Below are 16,360 nucleotides of genomic sequence, written 5' to 3' on the forward strand. Positions count from 1 at the left end.
AAGGTTATGCGTATGAGCTCATGACCCCACCTCATCCGGCGCTGTCTGTACCGTTCTATCGCTTGACTCATATAAATGTACCTCTACCTCAAACCCTCCCGTCTATGTTTGACTCGTGCAATACGGTCTGCTGTCCAGCGCTTAGTGCTGCGTCGATTGCTATAAACGATTATGAGTCATTTAGTGCAAATAATCAATAGTGATTTGACGCAAAGTAGTTACGTCTGTGGATAACTGGAATAATTCGTCGAATGTGCTTAACTGGTATCAATATGACCTGTCTGTCTACACCCCTTCAACCATCCTGCTCGGCAGACACCATGCGCGCGGCTGACCAGGGGAGACCGTATGGCTGCGGCCGCCGCTGACTCTCCGTACTCTCTTCGGATGGAGATTCTTCACCGGGACATGGAGATCCTGCGCCTGGTCGCTAGGTTCGGGCAGCTGACGACGGCTCACCTTCAAGCTCTCGTCTTCCATCAACTGACCACGGACACCCAGTGCCGGCGACGGCTGACGCGACTGGTTGAGGCTGATCTACTGGCGCGCGTGCAGCAACGTGTGCCGGGCGGTGTGCGTGGGGGATCGCCTCAGTACTGCTACCAGCTCGGGCGTAAGGGCTGGCGGTTGTTCTTCGATGAGCGCTACAGGTTCTCGACGGTGGTCAAGCTGCACACGCTCTGTATTGCAGACCTGTATGTGCGGGTCGTGGAGCAAGAGCGGGTGGGGGCTATCGACATCCTCGACTACGCGACGGAGCCGGATAGTTGGTTAATGGTGGCGGGGGAGGACTTGCGGCCTGATCTCTATCTAGACCTTGGGCTTCGGGAGCGGGCTGAACGGGTCGCGCACTGGATTGAGGTTGATCTCGGGACAGAACGGCGTCGGCAGATTGTTGAAAAGCTGGGACGATACAAGCGCGCTTACGAGCGTTCTCATGAGTTCCCCGGCGACATCTTCCCGCAGATCGTGTTCCTGGCTACAACGTCTGAGAGGCTGCGAGAACTACGCACAGCGGTATCTATGGCGCGGTTACCGGAGGGGTTAGTAGTTGTCGAGCCGCTCGATAGCTATCCACAGTCTTTGGTGCGATAACGGGGGAGAAATTATTGATCTTTTAGGGTAAATGGCTCATAATAGTTTGTGGAATCAAGCTAAACGGAGAACAACTTAATATGACATCACGAACGCGCAAGACATCAGTCGGTTTGACTGACGTGATTACCGGCGAGATACTCAATCCTCACATTCTATCTCGGCCACCAAGGGTCACTAACCGGCGCGCAACCGCAGCTAGGCGATCACGTCCTGCTTACCAGTTCACTAACACCCGGAGCGTCATAGCGAACTCATGGGGCGTGACGGTACTCATCGTGAGCGGGTTGGCGCTTGCGGTAGCGATAAGCAACTAACAGCGAGAAGCCCCCGCTAGTTTGGCGGGGGCGAACTTGTATTTGTGTCATGCCCGAAAGGAAGAACGGGCGCTCATGTGTTGGGAGGTGTAGGTGTTTGAAGAAAGGTGCTAGCTGGGTGAACTACCCGGCTTACTTTGATTGTAGCGCTTCGGATCGTATATGCGGAATACTTTGTGCGTTCGTTTTCTCTCGGCCTCGTCGAGCTTGCGTGCAGCCTCTGTCGTTGGTAGCGGCTCTTGAGGAATCTCGATGCGTCGATTAGTGAGGGGGAGTTCTGTTTTGGTAGTGCCCATGACGTGATTATGGCATGGTTTCGGTATTGGTGAAATAGCTTGGTCGTGATTAAATGGAAGATACCAATCGCTGTCTAGATAACGGCGTGCGGGGTATAAGGGATGAGAAAGAACCGACATGCAAGTGCCGGTCCTGTTCGCTGTCTAGATATACCTCCATTATATCAAGTGAGTGACCTTATGCAAATACCTTTGCAAAAATCAGTAGCAGTCTGATTGTGAAGATCGGAGCTCGCGAGAGTGTGACGCTTCTTCGAACAAAACTGTACCGCGTGTCAGTAGCCCCTCCCCGTTGTGGATGAAGAATGAAGTGAACAGACGCGAAAGAACTTGTATGTGACGTTAAGTCCAGGCGCTGATACATTGCCCCCTGCTACGTCAACCTGGCCAATGCGACGCATATACAGTTCGGGAAGCTTGCACCCAGTACTCGGAGAGGGAGCGGTCGCAGCAAGCAATTGCACTGGGTTCGCGCACGTCGGTTTCGTATAGCTACGGAAGGGGGGCTATATGGCTTCTGTATCGAACTTCCGTAGTGGTCGACTTCGGGTTAGGTGTTCGCGCACTGTCTTGATCATGGGGTCGCGCATCTTGTTGAGCTTGGACTTAGCGGCGTTGATCGCGACTACATCGGCTGGTATGCGTTCGCCCAGTGAGTCTTGTACGGACGCATTTATGATCTTTCGGAAGTCGACGAACGCTTGGTAGGTCTTCTCCAGCGCCTCGAGCGTGTTTGGCTCGTTAACGACCATCATCGCAGTAGTGAACGAAATTTCGGCTGCCATCATGGTCGGGGCGAACTGTTGGATAGTGTCTTCAAAGTCACGTCCTGCCCTTCGGACTTTCTCCTCGATGTCGGCATAGGCCGGCGTCCCGGGGTCGGCGCCCAGGTATCTCAACTGAGCATTTGCGACCCTGGTGAGTTGTACGGTCATGTTGTTCGCCGGAACCTCGATCGCGGCGATGGCGTTCCATATGACACCAAGAGCGTCCACCTGCCTCATGCGTCGCTGCTCGTCGAGTTCTTGCGTTAGTAGTTCATCTGACTTCTTGAGCTGACTCTGGTGTCGCTCTTCGGCAGCAGCCAGTTCATCGGAGAGGCGCTTATTAGCGTCCTTGATCTCGTCGTCGTGGCGCTTCTGTAGATCGCCTTGGATCTTCTTGTTCTCTACTGCGTCTGCTTCCGCCCGAGCCTTCGCTTGCGATGCCTGCCATAGAGCAACGGTTACTGCGGCAACCGCACCGATACCACCAGCCCATCCGCCGGCCGCCGCCCACTGATCTGCTGTGTAGCGGGGGAACCAGATGACTCCGCTGAAGTATGTGGCAAGGAAGACCACGACCACTACAGCCGCGATCCCGATAGCGAACCGTTGCCAGTGCTTCTTCAATCGGTCCCACAGAACCGTCAGTGTGCTGCTCACGCCACGCGTTGTATCACGCTCGGCCGCTCCCGGATGACACACTCTCCCTTATGGAGCTCGATCCCACCCTCAAGCCCTTCCTGCCAAAGCTCGGTGCACGCAAGCGGCTTCATATCTGCGCGGGCGCACCGTACAAGAAGGCGCTGCGGGAGCTGTACACCGGGAAGTACGGCGGCAAGTACTGGAAGGTGACCGACAAGATGCAGACGGGGGACATGGTGCTGTCGCTCGTCTTCACCTCACCCCGCATGATCATCGCGCTCGAGACACTGACCGCCGACTACGACCCTGCCGTCGACAAGCCAATGTTGGTCGACACGGATACCGCTGTGGTCTTCGAGAACGGGATCTTGGCGGATGCGGTGGCTACTCGCTGCGGGCGGGATAGCCTGCCGGAGGCCGGCTACATAAGTGGGCCGGAGGCGCGTCTACTCCTCGACTGCCTGGAGGATGAGTACCAGCTCGACATCCCGTGGTTCACGCCGGATCGGTGGCGTGAGGTGTCGGGTTCGTAGCGTTCGTCCCAGGCTCGGTGCTAGCCCCGTCCGCGTCCGGCCTTGGCGCCACTTCCTCGACCTTCGTGAACTCGGCAGTTGGGTCTACTGGTCCGCTTCGATCGAGAAGGTCTTCGTACGAGCGGAAGGTGATCGGCGGACTTTGAGTCAGATGGAAGCGCATCAGTTGAAGCATGATTCTTCGGTGATTGGCCATGTTCTTCACTAAGGCGTCAGATGCTTCCGTGTTCGGTGGGGTGTGCTGTCCTACGCTGTGCAACGTGGCGTTGATCGCGTCGCCTAGAGCAAGGAAGTCTCGATAGGTGTACTCCAGCTGAGCTACCACGTTCTTCTGTGTATTCAGCAGCAACGCTCGTTCGAAGTGGAGATCGAGCTGGTTGGCGAGGGCACTCCATTGAGCCTCTAACTCAGTCAGCTTGTCTCGTCCGGCATGTGGACGCGAAGCACTTGGGGCGATGATCCCTCTGTAGGCCTGCTCGATCCCGTGCTTGTAGACCGCGAAGTACCACTGACGCGTGTCTGCAACCGCGTGCCAGATCGGGAGGATTGATTCGATCTGGCGCGTCTCCTTCTGCACCTTCAGCTGTTCCTGGTGCCGCCGTTCAACGTCCGCAGTTTGTTGGCTGGCCCGCTCAAGTTCCTGTGCGTGCCGATTCCGCTCTTCCTGAAGCCGCTTCTCCGCCTTCTCGGCATCTTCGAGCGCCCTCCGCTTCGCTTCGTTGGCCTGCCATAGCGAGACAGACACGGCGGCCAGGGTGAGCGCTCCAGACACCCACGCAGCGAGCGGTCCGAACTGTCCGACGCCCCATCCGCTGACGAGGCCCACCACGGCGAACACCCCGATCACGACGACACCAACGATGCCGGCCACCCAAGCAAGAACCTTCAAGGACATCCGCACATCGTAGCGGCGCTCACCGAGACCATTTTGAAAAAGTCCTAAAATAGTTTTCCACAGGTCATTGCACGATTTCATATTGACTTCTAGTACGAAATGGCTCATAGTCATTTGTAGAAGTTAAGCAAGGAATCAAGCATGAATGTGAAACAACTGAATAGCATGATGAAATCGAGTAGAGGTTTGCAACTCATCATAGTTGCCGGACTCGTGGTAGCCGGAACATCGTCTGTCGCAGCGTTCAACGCAGTCACGAGTACCGACGCCAGCGATACCCCACTCGACGTCAAGGTCGAAGACCATGAGCAGCGGATCTCGAAAACCGAGAGCGACATCGCCCAGGCGAACGAGCGCGTAGGCCAGGTCGAGCAGAAGTCCGACGAGAACGCCGCAGCGATCCAGCAGGTTGAAGAGCGCGTGGTCGTCGTCGAGCGTGGTGCGCAGGCATCAGCCGGCCAACCTCAGCAGATCCCGCAGCCGCAGGCTACTCAGCCCTCAGCTCCAGTTGCTTCCGCTCCGGCACCGATCAACCCGCGCCTCATTGTCGGCCTGGAGGTAGGCCTCACGCCATCGAGCGACGCTCCGCTGTACCGCTGCACTTACACGCTCGAATCTGGCCGGGTGATCTCGAACCTCCAGCCAACCGGATGCCTTGGCACGGGGCAGGAGATATCCGACGACCTCGCCGCGATGCACGGGGTGGGGCGCTAGATGAACCGCGAGATCAAGTTCGACTACCTCATCCAGAGCCTCGACGGCGAGATTTATCACTGCCCGTACACCCTGGACCAACTCGAAGAGAGCACTGGCCTCGCGTCAAAGCGACTAGACGGCAGAGTAATTGCCCGACGTCAGTACACCGGACTCACTGACAAGAACGACGTGGAGATCTACGAAGGCGATATCGTCGCCTTGTGGGAGGTCGGCAGCATCTACGCGAGCGCCTTTGAGCTTTCGACCGAACCTCGTGTCATCGGGCGCGGCCAGTTCAAGTGGAATGCCGAGTCCGCAGGGTTCGTCCACTCCTGGCTCGAGTTTTCTGGTGACGAGTGTCTTGGGACGTGGAGACCGAGCAAGCGGCTCTGGCTGGCCGAGGACATCACTTGCCAGCTCGAAGTCATAGGCAACATCCACGACAACCCCGAGCTACTGGAGGTTGCGGGATGAGTGACTACAAAATCGAGACCAAACCAACGCTCTGGGAAGTAAGCCTTAACCAGGGCGCGTACAGCGACCGCACCGAGGAGCATTACTTCCTCCGGGCGAACGATCGCCTTGAGGCATGGAACCTGTTCAAGAAGTTCTGGTCGGACATCATCGACGTGAAGGACACGCACAGGTACAGCCGGGGAAACCTGCTTGTATACGTCGACGCCGACGGCGTAGAGGCTGAGCGGTTCAAGCCTGAGAAGTGGGCCGCTAGTTGGAATGACAACGATGACGAGCCGGACTACGACATCTACTACGGGAGCGCATGGGAGGTACAGCTGAACCAACTTGCCGTTGTGGAGTTCCTGCGATGACCCTCACCTTCACCCCCGAAGAAGCTCAGCGCCTCGCCTCACTCCTGCGCATCTCAGCAGACGACGATGCACGCGAGACCCACAACGTCACGGTCCAGCGAGCTGAGCAAGAGGCGCTCGACATGGTCAGAAGCAAGATGCCAGAACAGATTTGCGAGTCAGGGGGCTTTCATGACTAGTCACCGAGTGCTCGACCAGTTCGAAGGCGATAAGTCGGCCTCGTTTCTAGTGGACTACGGCGACTTCAGGAACAAGCCGGCTTCCGAGTGGAGGATCGACACGATGATCTGGTGGAACGGCGAGAAGTGGGTCTGCATGGATTCGACGTTCGAGAATGCCGTTCGAGTCCCGATCCACTACGTGATCAAGCAACAGATGATGGCCGGTGGAGATACGAAGCCATGACGGTATCGGTCTACTTCGACAAGAGAAAAGGGAAGTGGCACGCCCGCGTCTACCACAAGCGTCGGCACTTCCATGTCGGGAGGTTCGCGGATCGGCAAGAGGCAGTGACTCAGGCGGAGGCTGCGATAAAGCGTATGGATGTCATCGAACCCGTGAGAACGCCCGCTAACAACAAACTACTAGAACAGATCAGACGAGGAGTGTATGGAACGACAACAACCAAACGAACATGAACGCCGCCTTGGCGATGAAGACCTAGTCAACCTGGAAATCCAGAAGGCCGCAGAAGAAGAACGCCCCATCGGCCACGCAGGAGCGCGTGTACTGGCTTCTTTGATTCATGATGGACAACGAAGCGCGATGTACGCCTTGGCCTCGTCAGGCGCGCTCGTAGAGGGCTTAGAAGACGAAATTGCCTACGACGCTGACATAGCTGCACGACTCGGCGTCGACGAGATGCAAATGTGGATGGCTCAGCTCGCACACTACGTCGAGACGCGCGAGGACCGTGAACCGGTCGAAGGCTGGTCCGACCTATGGCTCCAACAACCTGAGACCACCTACGGCGACGAGAACCGTTGCAACGCTTGTGGATCACACGTCGCCGAACCTCATGCTGTGGGTTGTCCACTGGGGGATGAGGAAGAGCCGGCCGAAGACGCACTGGCTGCTGACCGAGCATTCAACTCGAAGCCCGACGATGAACTCACCCTAGAAGAGACGATCCGCCGCAAGTTCGTGGGTATGAGCACCGCCCGGCTGATCCAGCGTATGGAGAGGGCCGCTGATTTCTCAACAGATGACGAGGAGATCGAGCTGAACCGCCGGCTCAAGGCGAAGGGGCAGACCTGGAAGTGGTCGGAGAGCTTCTCGAGTCCGCACATCATCGTGGTTGATGTGGTGGAGGGGGAGTGATGAGCGATCGCGAAGTACTTGAAAGAGCCATACAAATCGCTATCGATGGTGGATGGACGCTATATGCGGGAGCAGGGGCCAGTTATGCAGTACAGGATGCCTTTAACTTCGGCCGAGTCGAATGTATTATCTTCAACCGCGACTTCGCCATGGCGCTGTGGGGGACTCAATCTGAGGCTCTCGATTATATCGACGGAATTTATGTAGACGGAGATGGTGAAGATTCGGCCGCGCCGGTTTATGTGAGGTGCTACGAGAAGCATTTGATGCAGATGGTCATCGCTGACGATCCGGTCAAGTACCTGGGCGAGAATCTGCCGGGGGCCGAGTCATGAGGGTGCAGGTTATTGCCAACACAGTCGATCGGCCGAATGAGTCAATGGTTGTCTGGGAGGGTGATATAACTACCATCCCACGTGAGGGCGACACTGTATTCGTCTTCGAAGGTTGGGGCGGCAGACGCGCTCAACGGGTCTACTGGTGTTTGGAATCCAAGGTCGTTGAGATTCATATTGACGACCGGACTGGGGAATATGCAAAGGAAGCCAAGCGGAGGCTAAGTGCCTAATGGCTGGCCGTTCCTTCAACAGGCCGAAAGCCGAAGTACCTCCGCACCTTGAGAACATCACCGCCGCCGAGACGCTAGAGCAGATCCTCAAGATGCCTGGCGAGGCCGGGGACACGTACAACCGCTACAAGATCCGTCTGAGCATGGGCAACATGGTGCTCCTCGCGGTCCAGGGCCTCTACGAGTTCGGCAACACCCTGCCTCGCTGGAACAACGACTTCAACCGCTCCGTGATCAAAGGCGAACGGGCGCACTACATCCGCCGTCCTGCCTTCAAGAAGGTGCTCAACGAAGAGACCGGCGAGAAGGAAGAGAAGCTGGTCGGCTTCCCGCTGACGAAGTGCTGGTTCGGAGTCAATCAGACACAGGGCGACGACATGCCACCGTGGGAGTCACCTGAGTACAGCATCCCTCAACTGTTTGAACAGAACTCGATCATCGAGGAACCGTTCATCCACGACGACGGGAATTGCCAGGGGTACAGCTACGGCAACATCGTCGCGGTCAACCCGATCGCGAAGTTCCCCGACAAGACCAGGCTGCATGAAGCGGCGCACATCCTCGCAGGCCATACCAAGCCTGAGTTCCACGAGGAGTACGTGAAGCACCGCGGTCGCGCCGAGTGGGTCGTAGACACGGCAGCTCACATCGCTCTCAAGATGGCCGGCTTGACGTACCTGATGAGCGAAGCAGAGAGCCGGGCATATGCCGACCGATGGACGGGCGGACAGAAGCCGCCGGAAGAGGACTGCAAGCAAGCGATCAGCATCGGAGAGAAACTGCTCAAGGGGATGCGAGTAATCAATGAAGATGTGCCGATCCTGGGGACGGCAGAAGGCGGAACGGCATGACCCCAACCGATAGAAAAATACTACTGAGAGGAGATTGGTAATGAGCATGTTTGACAGATACAAAGCTGGGTCACTGTACGTTTTAGAGAAGGATATGCCGCAGCTAGCTGCCGGAACGATCTTTGAACTTCGAGAGCCGACTGAAGAGCGAGGGAGTACAGCTTGTGGCTTCCTTACGAACATATGGGTAAATGGCAACTGCCAAAGTGGGTGGGCTGCCGAGACTCATGTCCTGCCGGGACAGCTTTGTGATGACAGAGAGTGGTTCACTCCGGTAAAGCGCCACAAGAGTAGCAGTCACATATTTACCGTAAATGGGGTCAGATTCAGTAGAAAGAGGGGTAAGTAATGACAGCTACAAATACCACAGAAGGTGAGCTAGACAAGATTCCAGACCAGTACTTTGCACATGGCGAAGGATGGAACGGTAACGGTAAAGAAGCTATCCTATCCTGGCATCAATCCCAACTAGATGAAGCAGCGAGAGAAGCAAAGTCAGTAGGAATTAGCCAAGTACACGAGGTACTCGCGGCCTATGGAAAAGCTTGTGAAGATGAGGGGTGCTTGTCTGATCGTGCAGTGCGAATCCGCATGGACTTGTCGGCTTATTATCACGATGTCCAACTCACCAAATCAAAGGAGGATAACGATCTATTGCCTGCCTTCGACACTATCGACTTAACACCTAGTCAAAAGAAGATACTGGATGACAATCTATTGGAGTTACTATGAGTGATACACAAGCAGAGCTACGAGAACAGATCGCGCTTGATTGGCTATGGCTAACCCATACGTGTAGTACTCACGAGCAAGTGAGCGTTGAGCGCACGCTAGATAAAACTATGCAGAACATCGCCGCCCACACCAACAAGCAAATAGGCATAGCCGAACAGCTGAACCTAGCGAAGATCAAGTTTCTCGAAGACCGCTATGAGATGAAAGTTGATGAGCTAAATATGACGCGTGCTGGTGCCGACAAGCAAATCAAAAAAGCAGAGAAACGAGCATACAAGCAAGGCTGGGATAGTGCTGGTGGTGAACTCACTGATGTGAAAGAGCAGGTGGAAGCGGTACTGGATAGGCTGGAGGAAAGCGCGGTGAAGTATGGCGGGAACAATGTGATGAACGCCGGGTCGCCAAATATTGCCGTGCCCATCGAGGCTGTCGAAGCAGAACGTAAAAAGCTACGAGGTGAGTCATGATCACATGGCTAACGATACAGATGCATCAATTCATGTTTGGGGTGCGGATCGACAGTGAAACCCTTTCATACCTACAAGGAGTCGGGTTCACTGAGATGGCGATTGAGACTATTCTTGACGGCGATGGCAGCTGTGGCTGTAACTTACTCGGTACATAAACGATTAAACGAAAGGAAGTAGTGTATGAGCAAAGAAACGCATATAGGTAGGGCACTGCGCTGGTACCTCAGTACGCAAGGTATCTCGCTACGTCAGCTATCGAAGGGTACGGGAATCCCCCACGCCTCGCTTCATCGATTCCTGAAAGACGGTGACAGTATGAATGTTCAGAATTACCTAAAACTGATGACGTGGGCTAATAGCGCGATTGATCCGCCGATCACGGAGAAGTCATGACCCAACCTAAGTCAGATGATGAAATGCGCAAGGCAATACTGCGCTTTGATCTATCGCGTGCTAAAACAGGGCGTGACTTCGTATCAGGCAAAATTACGCAAGCGCAAGCAGACGCGAGGTTTGATGCCGACGCGCAAGAGCTTCTCGACCTATTCAACACCGAAAAGAAGAAGTGGGCTGATTATGTGGTGGGCGGCAACGTAGAGTGCTATTGTTCACCGCAGCTCGACGGCGAGTGTAGTCACTGTATATTCGGCTACCTTCTGACCGAGCAGCGCAAGAGGAACGTATAGCTAGCGACCCCCGTACTTCGCCACCGACCGTTGATCCCAAAAGAAGCACCACTTCGGCTCGATCTTGAGCCGGTTGACGGTTTTCATCGCCCAACGATGATCGCCGTTAGACACGTACCAAGTCACATTCGTGATCCCGCCCCGTATCGGCGCAAGGTAGAAGGGTGTCGGGTCGAGCCCGCCTAGTGGCAGATAGAACATCGCCCAGCCCTCGACGCCGTCTCGAGTCATCCGAGCGTATCCAGCCACCACTCCACGTTGGCGAAGTTGGCTTCTATCCCAAGTGCCTGCTCATTCGACATCACCATCCGTGCGTACCTGCACATCGTGGTGATGTCCTTTGCTTTAGTTGCGATCAGTTGCACCACTGCATGATCGAGCGGACGGGGCCGTGTCCACGCGATCGCTCGTACCAGCTCCATGCGCAAGGAGAGCTCGTTCTGATTCACCGTGCCCCCTCCGATTCCAGCAGCGCCTTGATGCCAGCCGGCATAGTCGAGCACGACCCCTCGCCGCGACTGTCGGCATGATCCGCAGCGTCGTCGTCGATCCCCATCCTCTCCATCAGTGGCTTGTATCCTCCGACAAACGCCAGATCGTTCGGTGCTTTGGTGTAGACCTTCCAGTTGAACTCGGCACTCGACTTCTCGCCCAGGACATAGAGGCCACCACCAACGGCACGCCTGGCCTCGCTAGGAAGCGGCAGGATCGCCATGAGCTGTGCTGCGTGGTATTCAGTCATGTCCCAAGGGGGACTGTTGAAGTAGTACCAGGACGCGGCGCACACGCCGTAGATCCGCGGTCCGAACTGGGCGTAGTTCATGTACAGCTCCATGATCCTGCGGTCACTCACAGTGAAGCTCATAGCCATAGAGAGCAAGGCCTCGGGAGCCTTGCGCCACGCTGAACGATCCTCGCTGAGGTACATGTTCTTGACGAGCTGCTGCGGGATCGTCGAGCCACCGTCTGGGTTGTGACCGGCCATGTGTTCTCGAGCCGTATCGATGAACTTGCCGATGTTGAACGCCATCACCCGAGAGCCAAAGTCGATGTCCTCCAGCACGATTGCCGCTGCGAGTGCGTTTCGACTGATGTGGTCGAGATCCACCCACTCGTAGATGACCGGCTGCTGCGCATTGTCGCGCATGAACGGGGTGTCTTCCATCTCGTGCCAACGGTACGGAAGCGTCATTCCGACCAGGCTGACTGTCACGGTGACGAAAAGGGAGGCGATGATCCTGAGGGCGAGGAACGCCAGGTATCGAACTCGAATTCGCCGTTTGGCCGGCTGTGGGGGTGCGGGATCTGGAATATCCGGGGGAAACCACGGATCGGGCGGCTCCTGGCCGTCGAGATCGTAGTCCGGGGGAGTGTACGGGGTGCTGTAGGTAGGGTCGACTGACTCGCGCATGGCGGGACTCCGGAGTCGTGAGGAGACCGGCCACGGGATTGGGCAGGTCGATACCCCTCAATTCTCCTGTGCCCAAATTAGATTGGCAACGAGGTGCAGGTTGAGCGACAGGATAATGCGGCAGATAACAGCGGGGTGGAACACCGCGTTTCGGCTTCCCTCCGAGTCGCAGTAGAACCGCCCCGCTTGGGTAGTGACGCTACCACGGCATCGAACGTATGATCGAACGGTGGCAAGGCTCACGTGGACAGTGAAGGGGTGGATTGAACGTGCCCCTTCGCACTGCCCGAACGGGCACAAGCTCGGCGCGAACCGTGCGCTAGTCGGTACGTATCACTGCGACTGCGGGGCGATGCACCGGACACACCTATGCCGGACGTGTGAGGCGGTGGTTTACACGCCGGAGTTGGGTGAGCGGTGTAGAGGGAGATGGTTTGACGACCGTGATGTATGACCTGCGATACTGCTGCGATGCTTGGTGAATTGTGGGCGTTCCCATTTCGAGTAGAGGTTTGGGGCACTGTTGGACAGTGGATCTCGTCAATCCTCACAGCTGGCTCACTGGCGCTAGCGTGGTACGTCATCTTCCGAGACCGCCGCAGGGTCGAGCGTGAGCACGTTGTTAAGGCGATGTGCTGGATAGAAGGTAGTGACGGCCCAACCAGCTTCAGGAAGGATGTGCACTTCGTAAACGTCTCTGAACAACCGGTCATTCGTCCACGCCTAGTTCTAGTTCCGAAGCCTCGTCGCAAGCTGGACGCAATGAATGCAAAGCTCCCTCAGGCCAAGTGGATTTCCAACATGGACAGAACGTCGCTGCTTACGATGAAGTACCATTTCCGAAAAGAAGATGAGTCCGTCACCTTCCGCGAGGACGAAGGGGCTGTACGGAAGTGGATAATCCCCGAAATGCCCCTTGAGATGTACGACGGCTATCTGGTCTTCCTGGACGCTAACGGGGAGGAATGGGCAAAGACTGTTCCTGGCGGCGAAGTTATCAGCGTGAGGAAGCTTGCATCTATCAACGCGAGAATGAAGAACCTTGCGGAAACCTGGACCAACTCAGATGCGCTGAGAAGGGAGATCGAGGAGCTGAAGAGAGACAATACGGATGACATAGCTCGCGGCGCCTCTGAGGACTGAGTGAGTGTCGAGTCGCGCTCTACTTGGTAAGGATTGCGAGTAATAGAGCGAGGGGTACGAGGACCACCGCGCCTATCAGAACGATCGCAATGAGCACACTGACGATCACGGGCAGGATCTTAAGAAACAGCCACCCCAAGAAGACGACCACCGCGAGTGCTACTGCGGCCACGAGCAGAACGATCAGATTCAGCTTGGTTTCGCTTCCGGCCGGCTGATCTTGGATCGCTGGCGTACCGGTTTCGCGTACCGGCGGCCGCATGTGCGGGTTGCGCTCGTAGTAGACCTCGATAGGTGACTTCTTCGGGGTCCCGCTCGATCTCGCCACCTATTGCCTCCGTGTCCAGTTCCTGGTCTATGTGACGGTGACATCGGTAGCAGTCTGAACCGCGTTACTGGCTGTCGATTGTTTGGATGATGAGGTCGCGACAACGTGCTTCGGACCTGGCATCGTATGCGCAATGAGCGACTTCAAGTGGGGCATCCCGCGTACCTACATCAACCAGTCTGGGAACGAGACGACTGAATGGCCGGACGGTCTCAAGGTCGTTCGGATGGCAGATGGCCGCGTGAAAATCGGTCGTGAGGGTGCGCAGTTCCGAGGTGGCACCAAGGGCGTGAAGACTCAGCAGTTCGCGAGTGGCAACAACCCGACAGCGCACATTATCGCGGCATTCGACGACGTTGAAGAGGCTGAATAGCGGGGAGGCCTACCGACTGCCGGCCTGCGTGGTGAAGAAGCGATCGATCGAGTCTGCGACGTCCGATCCGTGGTCGTGAATCCATTGCTTCGTCGAGGCGATGGTTGTTTGTTTCAGATCTAGCTGATTATTTCGTGTGACTTTCATATCTATACTTACATTCTAGCATATTCCATTGACAATGTAAAGAATTTCACGTAATACTATAGAATATGAAGATACTGATAGTTCCCTATAGGCGTCGCAACAAATTGGAAAGAAACTTAGAGATTCGCCTTGATGATGATATATACGAGAAGCTAAAGAATGTCAGTATCAACGTTTCTTGCCAGCTTCGAGACGGAAAGCAAAACTACTATTTCACCCTCCGCGTCGACGGAAAGAGGCAAGCTCTCCATAGATATATAATGGGAGCCGACCGGGCCCATGTGGTTGACCATATCAACCGCGATACCTTGGATTGCGTGAGGTCGAACATGCGCTTGGCGACAGTTCAGCAAAACTGTTTCAATCGATCTACTGCAAGCAATTCGACCAAAGCGGGGGCTAGGGCGATATACAAGAATGCTACCGGCTATAGTGTCAGGTTATCGAGTTTCGGTGTTCTCTATCACGTCAAGTATTTCGATTCAGAGTCTGCTGCGATTCAATCCCGAGACGAGCTAGCTAAAGCATTATTCGGTGAGTTCAGTCCGTATGTATAAATTCTAGGGGTTTGCGCAGTCTGCGAACGCTCGGGGTCTTGACGCGCTCGTTACAACGGCGCATCTTACGAGTAGATGAATCAACCAATCATCCTCCACCGCAGTCTCATTGGCCTCGTAGCGATCCTCCTGGGTGGGCTTCTATTCGGTGCCGGCATACTTGCACTTGCCTACTGGTACGGCGAGACAAACCAGGGTGACGCCTTCATTCCTCCGCTACTGTGCCTCCTGGCGCTCATCGTGCTCTTCGTGTCGCTGCTGTGGGCGCTGGTCTATAACTGGCACACGATGACGTTGACCGATACCGGAATCACGATCAAGTCGTGGCACGGCCTGCTGTTCAGCTCGACGACAAGCTGCGACTACGACGAGATCCAGGAGCTGAACGTGCGCCGTGGGGGATTGGCAGCGATGGGCCTTGGATACGGGACGCTCGTCATCCAGACCGCATCGGCCCGGCCTGACCTGCGCTTCGACTACCTGCCTGATCCTGAGCGGTGGAAAGCGTGGATTGACGAGAAGAGCTAGCCGAGAGTTGCCAGTGGGTTGCGAGTCGTTTGGAATGGACACGATCGTGCAGATTTGCTCCCCATGGGTGGGAGGTCCAATCGAGTGTTTGTCTCTCAGGGCCTTGTCGAGTGAATAGATGAATATGATTCCAGTGCAGTGCTTTTAGCGGGATTGGTGGTACTCTGAGGCCCCTTTGCGTCTACCGCTGGAGTCCAGATGAAGCGTTTGTCCCGCTGTGCCTTCGGCTTGTTGCTGGCACTCCCTCTCGCCGCTGGGTGTGGGGAGAACTCGGCCACCGATGTGGTCTCCGATGCGCTGCCCAATTCGATCGGTGGTTCGGAATGCGCGGATGCGAACCTCGCCCAGAATCTCACCCCAGACGAGTTCGCTCGGGAGAACACGAGCCTTCAGTACGCGATCCAAGGGCCTGACTCATTCGGTCCTGATCAGGGAGGTCCAGCGAAGTCCACGCGCGCCGAGGTCGAAGCCGTCCAGCTGGCTATGTACGGCGAGCTCGTGGCTGCCACTCCAGCGGGTCAGCAGGCGAAGTTCGCTGACGTTGCATGTGCAGAGGTTCGTGACTTCTACGGCAAGCCAATGGATCACCTCACTGCGGCACTGGAGTACGGGTATGGCGAGTGCAAGGGCGCGCTGTTGACTCAGGGAGAACTGGCGAACCCTCAGCACGAGCCACTTCCACCCGTGACCGATTCTCTTGAGTCGATCATCAGCTCGGCGGAACTCGTGCGACTGTCTGGCGCGATGGATGAAGTTGTCGAATCTGGACTAGGCAAGGCGCAAGCGGCGGCATTCGAGTACCTGTGTCCGCAAGTCGAACCGCTCGCAGCGAAGCCCGGGTCGAATTGGGATGTGCGCGAGTACTGCGATGCGACCGTGGACGGAAGTGGCGGGAACCAGGGTCTTGTTCTGGTGGCCTTCGGCGATGTGAAGTGTGAAGACGCGGTGGCAGTGATAGAGGATGCCTTCGGTCAGCTTGAGCGCAACGTTCCGGGCGGCATCACGGTCAAGAACAATGGCCAGGTTCAGTACATCTGCGGAGGTCCCATCCCGACGTCGCCTCCAGTGGAAAGCCCGTGGGACTACAAGTGTGAGAGTCCGATGGGTGACACGGTCATCATCTGGAACAACACGGAGGCCTAGGCACGGCTACGAGATAAGCACAACGAAGACAG

At 56.1% G+C, this 16,360-nt stretch carries 23 protein-coding genes; 18 read left to right on the top strand and 5 right to left on the bottom strand.

From position 1 onward, the window contains the following. The first annotated feature begins 387 nt into the window (after positions 1-387). A complete protein-coding gene (locus ACWEPG_RS12555) occupies positions 388-1,095 on the top strand; it encodes a replication-relaxation family protein (RefSeq protein WP_452594471.1) in 708 nt (235 codons plus the stop codon). 1,119 nt (positions 1,096-2,214) lie between these two features. Here the strand turns inward: ACWEPG_RS12555 and ACWEPG_RS12560 are convergent. Further along, positions 2,215-3,132, bottom strand: a complete 918-nt coding sequence (locus ACWEPG_RS12560) for a hypothetical protein (RefSeq protein ID WP_452594472.1) — start codon at positions 3,130-3,132, stop codon at positions 2,215-2,217. A 50-nt stretch (positions 3,133-3,182) separates the two neighbouring features. Here ACWEPG_RS12560 and ACWEPG_RS12565 point away from each other — a divergent pair, with 50 nt between their 5' ends. Beyond that, positions 3,183-3,647, top strand: a complete 465-nt coding sequence (locus ACWEPG_RS12565; protein WP_452594473.1) for a hypothetical protein — start codon at positions 3,183-3,185, stop codon at positions 3,645-3,647. On the opposite strand, the gene ACWEPG_RS12570 is transcribed toward ACWEPG_RS12565, so the two are convergent. Then, on the bottom strand, positions 3,610-4,650 hold the full coding sequence (locus tag ACWEPG_RS12570) for a hypothetical protein (RefSeq protein WP_452594474.1): 1,041 nt from the start codon (positions 4,648-4,650) through the stop codon (positions 3,610-3,612). The two genes, ACWEPG_RS12565 and ACWEPG_RS12570, sit on opposite strands and share 38 nt — an antisense overlap. A gap of 33 nt (positions 4,651-4,683) precedes the next feature. On the opposite strand from ACWEPG_RS12570, the gene ACWEPG_RS12575 reads away from it, so the two are divergent. The 11 genes from ACWEPG_RS12575 (at position 4,684) to ACWEPG_RS12625 (ending at position 10,698) form a co-directional block, all read left to right on the top strand. Continuing rightward, complete coding sequence (locus ACWEPG_RS12575) at positions 4,684-5,256, top strand: hypothetical protein (RefSeq protein ID WP_452594475.1); 573 nt, start codon at positions 4,684-4,686, stop codon at positions 5,254-5,256. After that, positions 5,257-5,712, top strand: a complete 456-nt coding sequence (locus ACWEPG_RS12580) for a YopX family protein (protein ID WP_452594476.1) — start codon at positions 5,257-5,259, stop codon at positions 5,710-5,712. Beyond that, positions 5,709-6,068 (top strand): hypothetical protein, encoded by a 360-nt coding sequence (locus ACWEPG_RS12585; RefSeq protein ID WP_452594477.1) that lies wholly within the window; start codon positions 5,709-5,711, stop codon positions 6,066-6,068. The genes ACWEPG_RS12580 and ACWEPG_RS12585 overlap by 4 nt, the downstream gene beginning before the upstream one ends. After that, complete coding sequence (locus tag ACWEPG_RS12590) at positions 6,065-6,247, top strand: hypothetical protein (protein WP_452594478.1); 183 nt, start codon at positions 6,065-6,067, stop codon at positions 6,245-6,247. Before ACWEPG_RS12585 ends, ACWEPG_RS12590 begins: the two co-directional genes overlap by 4 nt. Positions 6,248-6,254: 7 nt before the next feature. Further along, complete coding sequence (locus ACWEPG_RS12595) at positions 6,255-6,473, top strand: hypothetical protein (protein ID WP_452594479.1); 219 nt, start codon at positions 6,255-6,257, stop codon at positions 6,471-6,473. A 204-nt stretch (positions 6,474-6,677) separates the two neighbouring features. Continuing rightward, the gene (locus tag ACWEPG_RS12600; protein ID WP_452594480.1) at positions 6,678-7,388 is read left to right on the top strand and encodes a hypothetical protein; all 711 of its coding nucleotides are present in this window, start codon (positions 6,678-6,680) and stop codon (positions 7,386-7,388) included. After that, on the top strand, positions 7,388-7,723 hold the full coding sequence (locus ACWEPG_RS12605) for a hypothetical protein (RefSeq protein ID WP_452594481.1): 336 nt from the start codon (positions 7,388-7,390) through the stop codon (positions 7,721-7,723). The genes ACWEPG_RS12600 and ACWEPG_RS12605 overlap by 1 nt, the downstream gene beginning before the upstream one ends. Before the next feature lie 232 nt (positions 7,724-7,955). Further along, positions 7,956-8,807 (top strand): hypothetical protein, encoded by an 852-nt coding sequence (locus ACWEPG_RS12610; protein WP_452594482.1) that lies wholly within the window; start codon positions 7,956-7,958, stop codon positions 8,805-8,807. Between the two features lie 348 nt (positions 8,808-9,155). Next, positions 9,156-9,539 carry a hypothetical protein gene (locus ACWEPG_RS12615; RefSeq protein WP_452594483.1) on the top strand — a complete coding sequence of 128 codons (384 nt, stop codon included), beginning with the start codon at positions 9,156-9,158 and terminating at the stop codon, positions 9,537-9,539. An 80-nt stretch (positions 9,540-9,619) separates the two neighbouring features. After that, on the top strand, positions 9,620-10,009 hold the full coding sequence (locus ACWEPG_RS12620) for a hypothetical protein (protein WP_452594484.1): 390 nt from the start codon (positions 9,620-9,622) through the stop codon (positions 10,007-10,009). 392 nt (positions 10,010-10,401) lie between these two features. Next, positions 10,402-10,698, top strand: coding sequence for a hypothetical protein (locus tag ACWEPG_RS12625; protein ID WP_452594485.1), 297 nt, complete (start codon positions 10,402-10,404; stop codon positions 10,696-10,698). 227 nt (positions 10,699-10,925) lie between these two features. Here the strand turns inward: ACWEPG_RS12625 and ACWEPG_RS12630 are convergent, their stop codons facing one another. Both ACWEPG_RS12630 and ACWEPG_RS12635 read right to left on the bottom strand, forming a co-directional pair. Further along, the gene (locus tag ACWEPG_RS12630; RefSeq protein WP_452594486.1) at positions 10,926-11,147 is read right to left on the bottom strand and encodes a hypothetical protein; all 222 of its coding nucleotides are present in this window, start codon (positions 11,145-11,147) and stop codon (positions 10,926-10,928) included. Then, entirely contained in the window at positions 11,144-12,109 is a 966-nt protein-coding gene (locus tag ACWEPG_RS12635; RefSeq protein WP_452594487.1) for a transglycosylase domain-containing protein, read from the bottom strand. The genes ACWEPG_RS12630 and ACWEPG_RS12635 overlap by 4 nt, the downstream gene beginning before the upstream one ends. Positions 12,110-12,580: 471 nt before the next feature. Between ACWEPG_RS12635 and ACWEPG_RS12640 the strand changes: the two genes are divergently transcribed. Further along, positions 12,581-13,252, top strand: coding sequence for a hypothetical protein (locus ACWEPG_RS12640; protein ID WP_452594488.1), 672 nt, complete (start codon positions 12,581-12,583; stop codon positions 13,250-13,252). 19 nt (positions 13,253-13,271) lie between these two features. Here the strand turns inward: ACWEPG_RS12640 and ACWEPG_RS12645 are convergent, their stop codons facing one another. After that, entirely contained in the window at positions 13,272-13,580 is a 309-nt protein-coding gene (locus ACWEPG_RS12645; protein ID WP_452594489.1) for a hypothetical protein, read from the bottom strand. Positions 13,581-13,713: 133 nt separating this feature from the next. Here ACWEPG_RS12645 and ACWEPG_RS12650 point away from each other — a divergent pair, with 133 nt between their 5' ends. The 4 genes from ACWEPG_RS12650 (at position 13,714) to ACWEPG_RS12665 (ending at position 16,328) form a co-directional block, all read left to right on the top strand. Beyond that, positions 13,714-13,953: a hypothetical protein gene (locus ACWEPG_RS12650; protein ID WP_452594490.1), complete on the top strand. Its 240-nt coding sequence runs from the start codon at positions 13,714-13,716 to the stop codon at positions 13,951-13,953. 407 nt (positions 13,954-14,360) lie between these two features. Next, positions 14,361-14,657 (top strand): HNH endonuclease, encoded by a 297-nt coding sequence (locus tag ACWEPG_RS12655; protein ID WP_452594543.1) that lies wholly within the window; start codon positions 14,361-14,363, stop codon positions 14,655-14,657. Positions 14,658-14,732: 75 nt separating this feature from the next. After that, the gene (locus tag ACWEPG_RS12660) at positions 14,733-15,185 is read left to right on the top strand and encodes a PH domain-containing protein (protein WP_452594491.1); all 453 of its coding nucleotides are present in this window, start codon (positions 14,733-14,735) and stop codon (positions 15,183-15,185) included. Between the two features lie 198 nt (positions 15,186-15,383). Beyond that, positions 15,384-16,328 (top strand): hypothetical protein, encoded by a 945-nt coding sequence (locus ACWEPG_RS12665; RefSeq protein ID WP_452594492.1) that lies wholly within the window; start codon positions 15,384-15,386, stop codon positions 16,326-16,328. Positions 16,329-16,360 lie beyond the last annotated feature (32 nt).

Source organism: Rhodococcus sp. NPDC004095, from assembly GCF_053604015.1.

What these genes read in the sequence shown, in the direction of transcription:
- ACWEPG_RS12555 (WP_452594471.1), top strand. Translation starts at nt 388, where the DNA reads ATGGAGATTCTTCACCGGGACATGGAGATCCTGCGCCTGGTCGCTAGG.
- ACWEPG_RS12565 (WP_452594473.1), top strand. Translation starts at nt 3,183, where the DNA reads ATGGAGCTCGATCCCACCCTCAAGCCCTTCCTGCCAAAGCTCGGTGCA.
- ACWEPG_RS12570 (WP_452594474.1), bottom strand. Translation starts at nt 4,650, where the DNA reads ATGAGCCATTTCGTACTAGAAGTCAATATGAAATCGTGCAATGACCTG.
- ACWEPG_RS12575 (WP_452594475.1), top strand. Translation starts at nt 4,684, where the DNA reads ATGAATGTGAAACAACTGAATAGCATGATGAAATCGAGTAGAGGTTTG.
- ACWEPG_RS12580 (WP_452594476.1), top strand. Translation starts at nt 5,257, where the DNA reads ATGAACCGCGAGATCAAGTTCGACTACCTCATCCAGAGCCTCGACGGC.
- ACWEPG_RS12585 (WP_452594477.1), top strand. Translation starts at nt 5,709, where the DNA reads ATGAGTGACTACAAAATCGAGACCAAACCAACGCTCTGGGAAGTAAGC.
- ACWEPG_RS12590 (WP_452594478.1), top strand. Translation starts at nt 6,065, where the DNA reads ATGACCCTCACCTTCACCCCCGAAGAAGCTCAGCGCCTCGCCTCACTC.
- ACWEPG_RS12600 (WP_452594480.1), top strand. Translation starts at nt 6,678, where the DNA reads ATGGAACGACAACAACCAAACGAACATGAACGCCGCCTTGGCGATGAA.
- ACWEPG_RS12605 (WP_452594481.1), top strand. Translation starts at nt 7,388, where the DNA reads ATGAGCGATCGCGAAGTACTTGAAAGAGCCATACAAATCGCTATCGAT.
- ACWEPG_RS12610 (WP_452594482.1), top strand. Translation starts at nt 7,956, where the DNA reads ATGGCTGGCCGTTCCTTCAACAGGCCGAAAGCCGAAGTACCTCCGCAC.
- ACWEPG_RS12615 (WP_452594483.1), top strand. Translation starts at nt 9,156, where the DNA reads ATGACAGCTACAAATACCACAGAAGGTGAGCTAGACAAGATTCCAGAC.
- ACWEPG_RS12625 (WP_452594485.1), top strand. Translation starts at nt 10,402, where the DNA reads ATGACCCAACCTAAGTCAGATGATGAAATGCGCAAGGCAATACTGCGC.
- ACWEPG_RS12635 (WP_452594487.1), bottom strand. Translation starts at nt 12,109, where the DNA reads ATGCGCGAGTCAGTCGACCCTACCTACAGCACCCCGTACACTCCCCCG.
- ACWEPG_RS12640 (WP_452594488.1), top strand. Translation starts at nt 12,581, where the DNA reads ATGCTTGGTGAATTGTGGGCGTTCCCATTTCGAGTAGAGGTTTGGGGC.
- ACWEPG_RS12650 (WP_452594490.1), top strand. Translation starts at nt 13,714, where the DNA reads ATGAGCGACTTCAAGTGGGGCATCCCGCGTACCTACATCAACCAGTCT.
- ACWEPG_RS12655 (WP_452594543.1), top strand. Translation starts at nt 14,361, where the DNA reads ATGGGAGCCGACCGGGCCCATGTGGTTGACCATATCAACCGCGATACC.
- ACWEPG_RS12660 (WP_452594491.1), top strand. Translation starts at nt 14,733, where the DNA reads ATGAATCAACCAATCATCCTCCACCGCAGTCTCATTGGCCTCGTAGCG.
- ACWEPG_RS12665 (WP_452594492.1), top strand. Translation starts at nt 15,384, where the DNA reads ATGAAGCGTTTGTCCCGCTGTGCCTTCGGCTTGTTGCTGGCACTCCCT.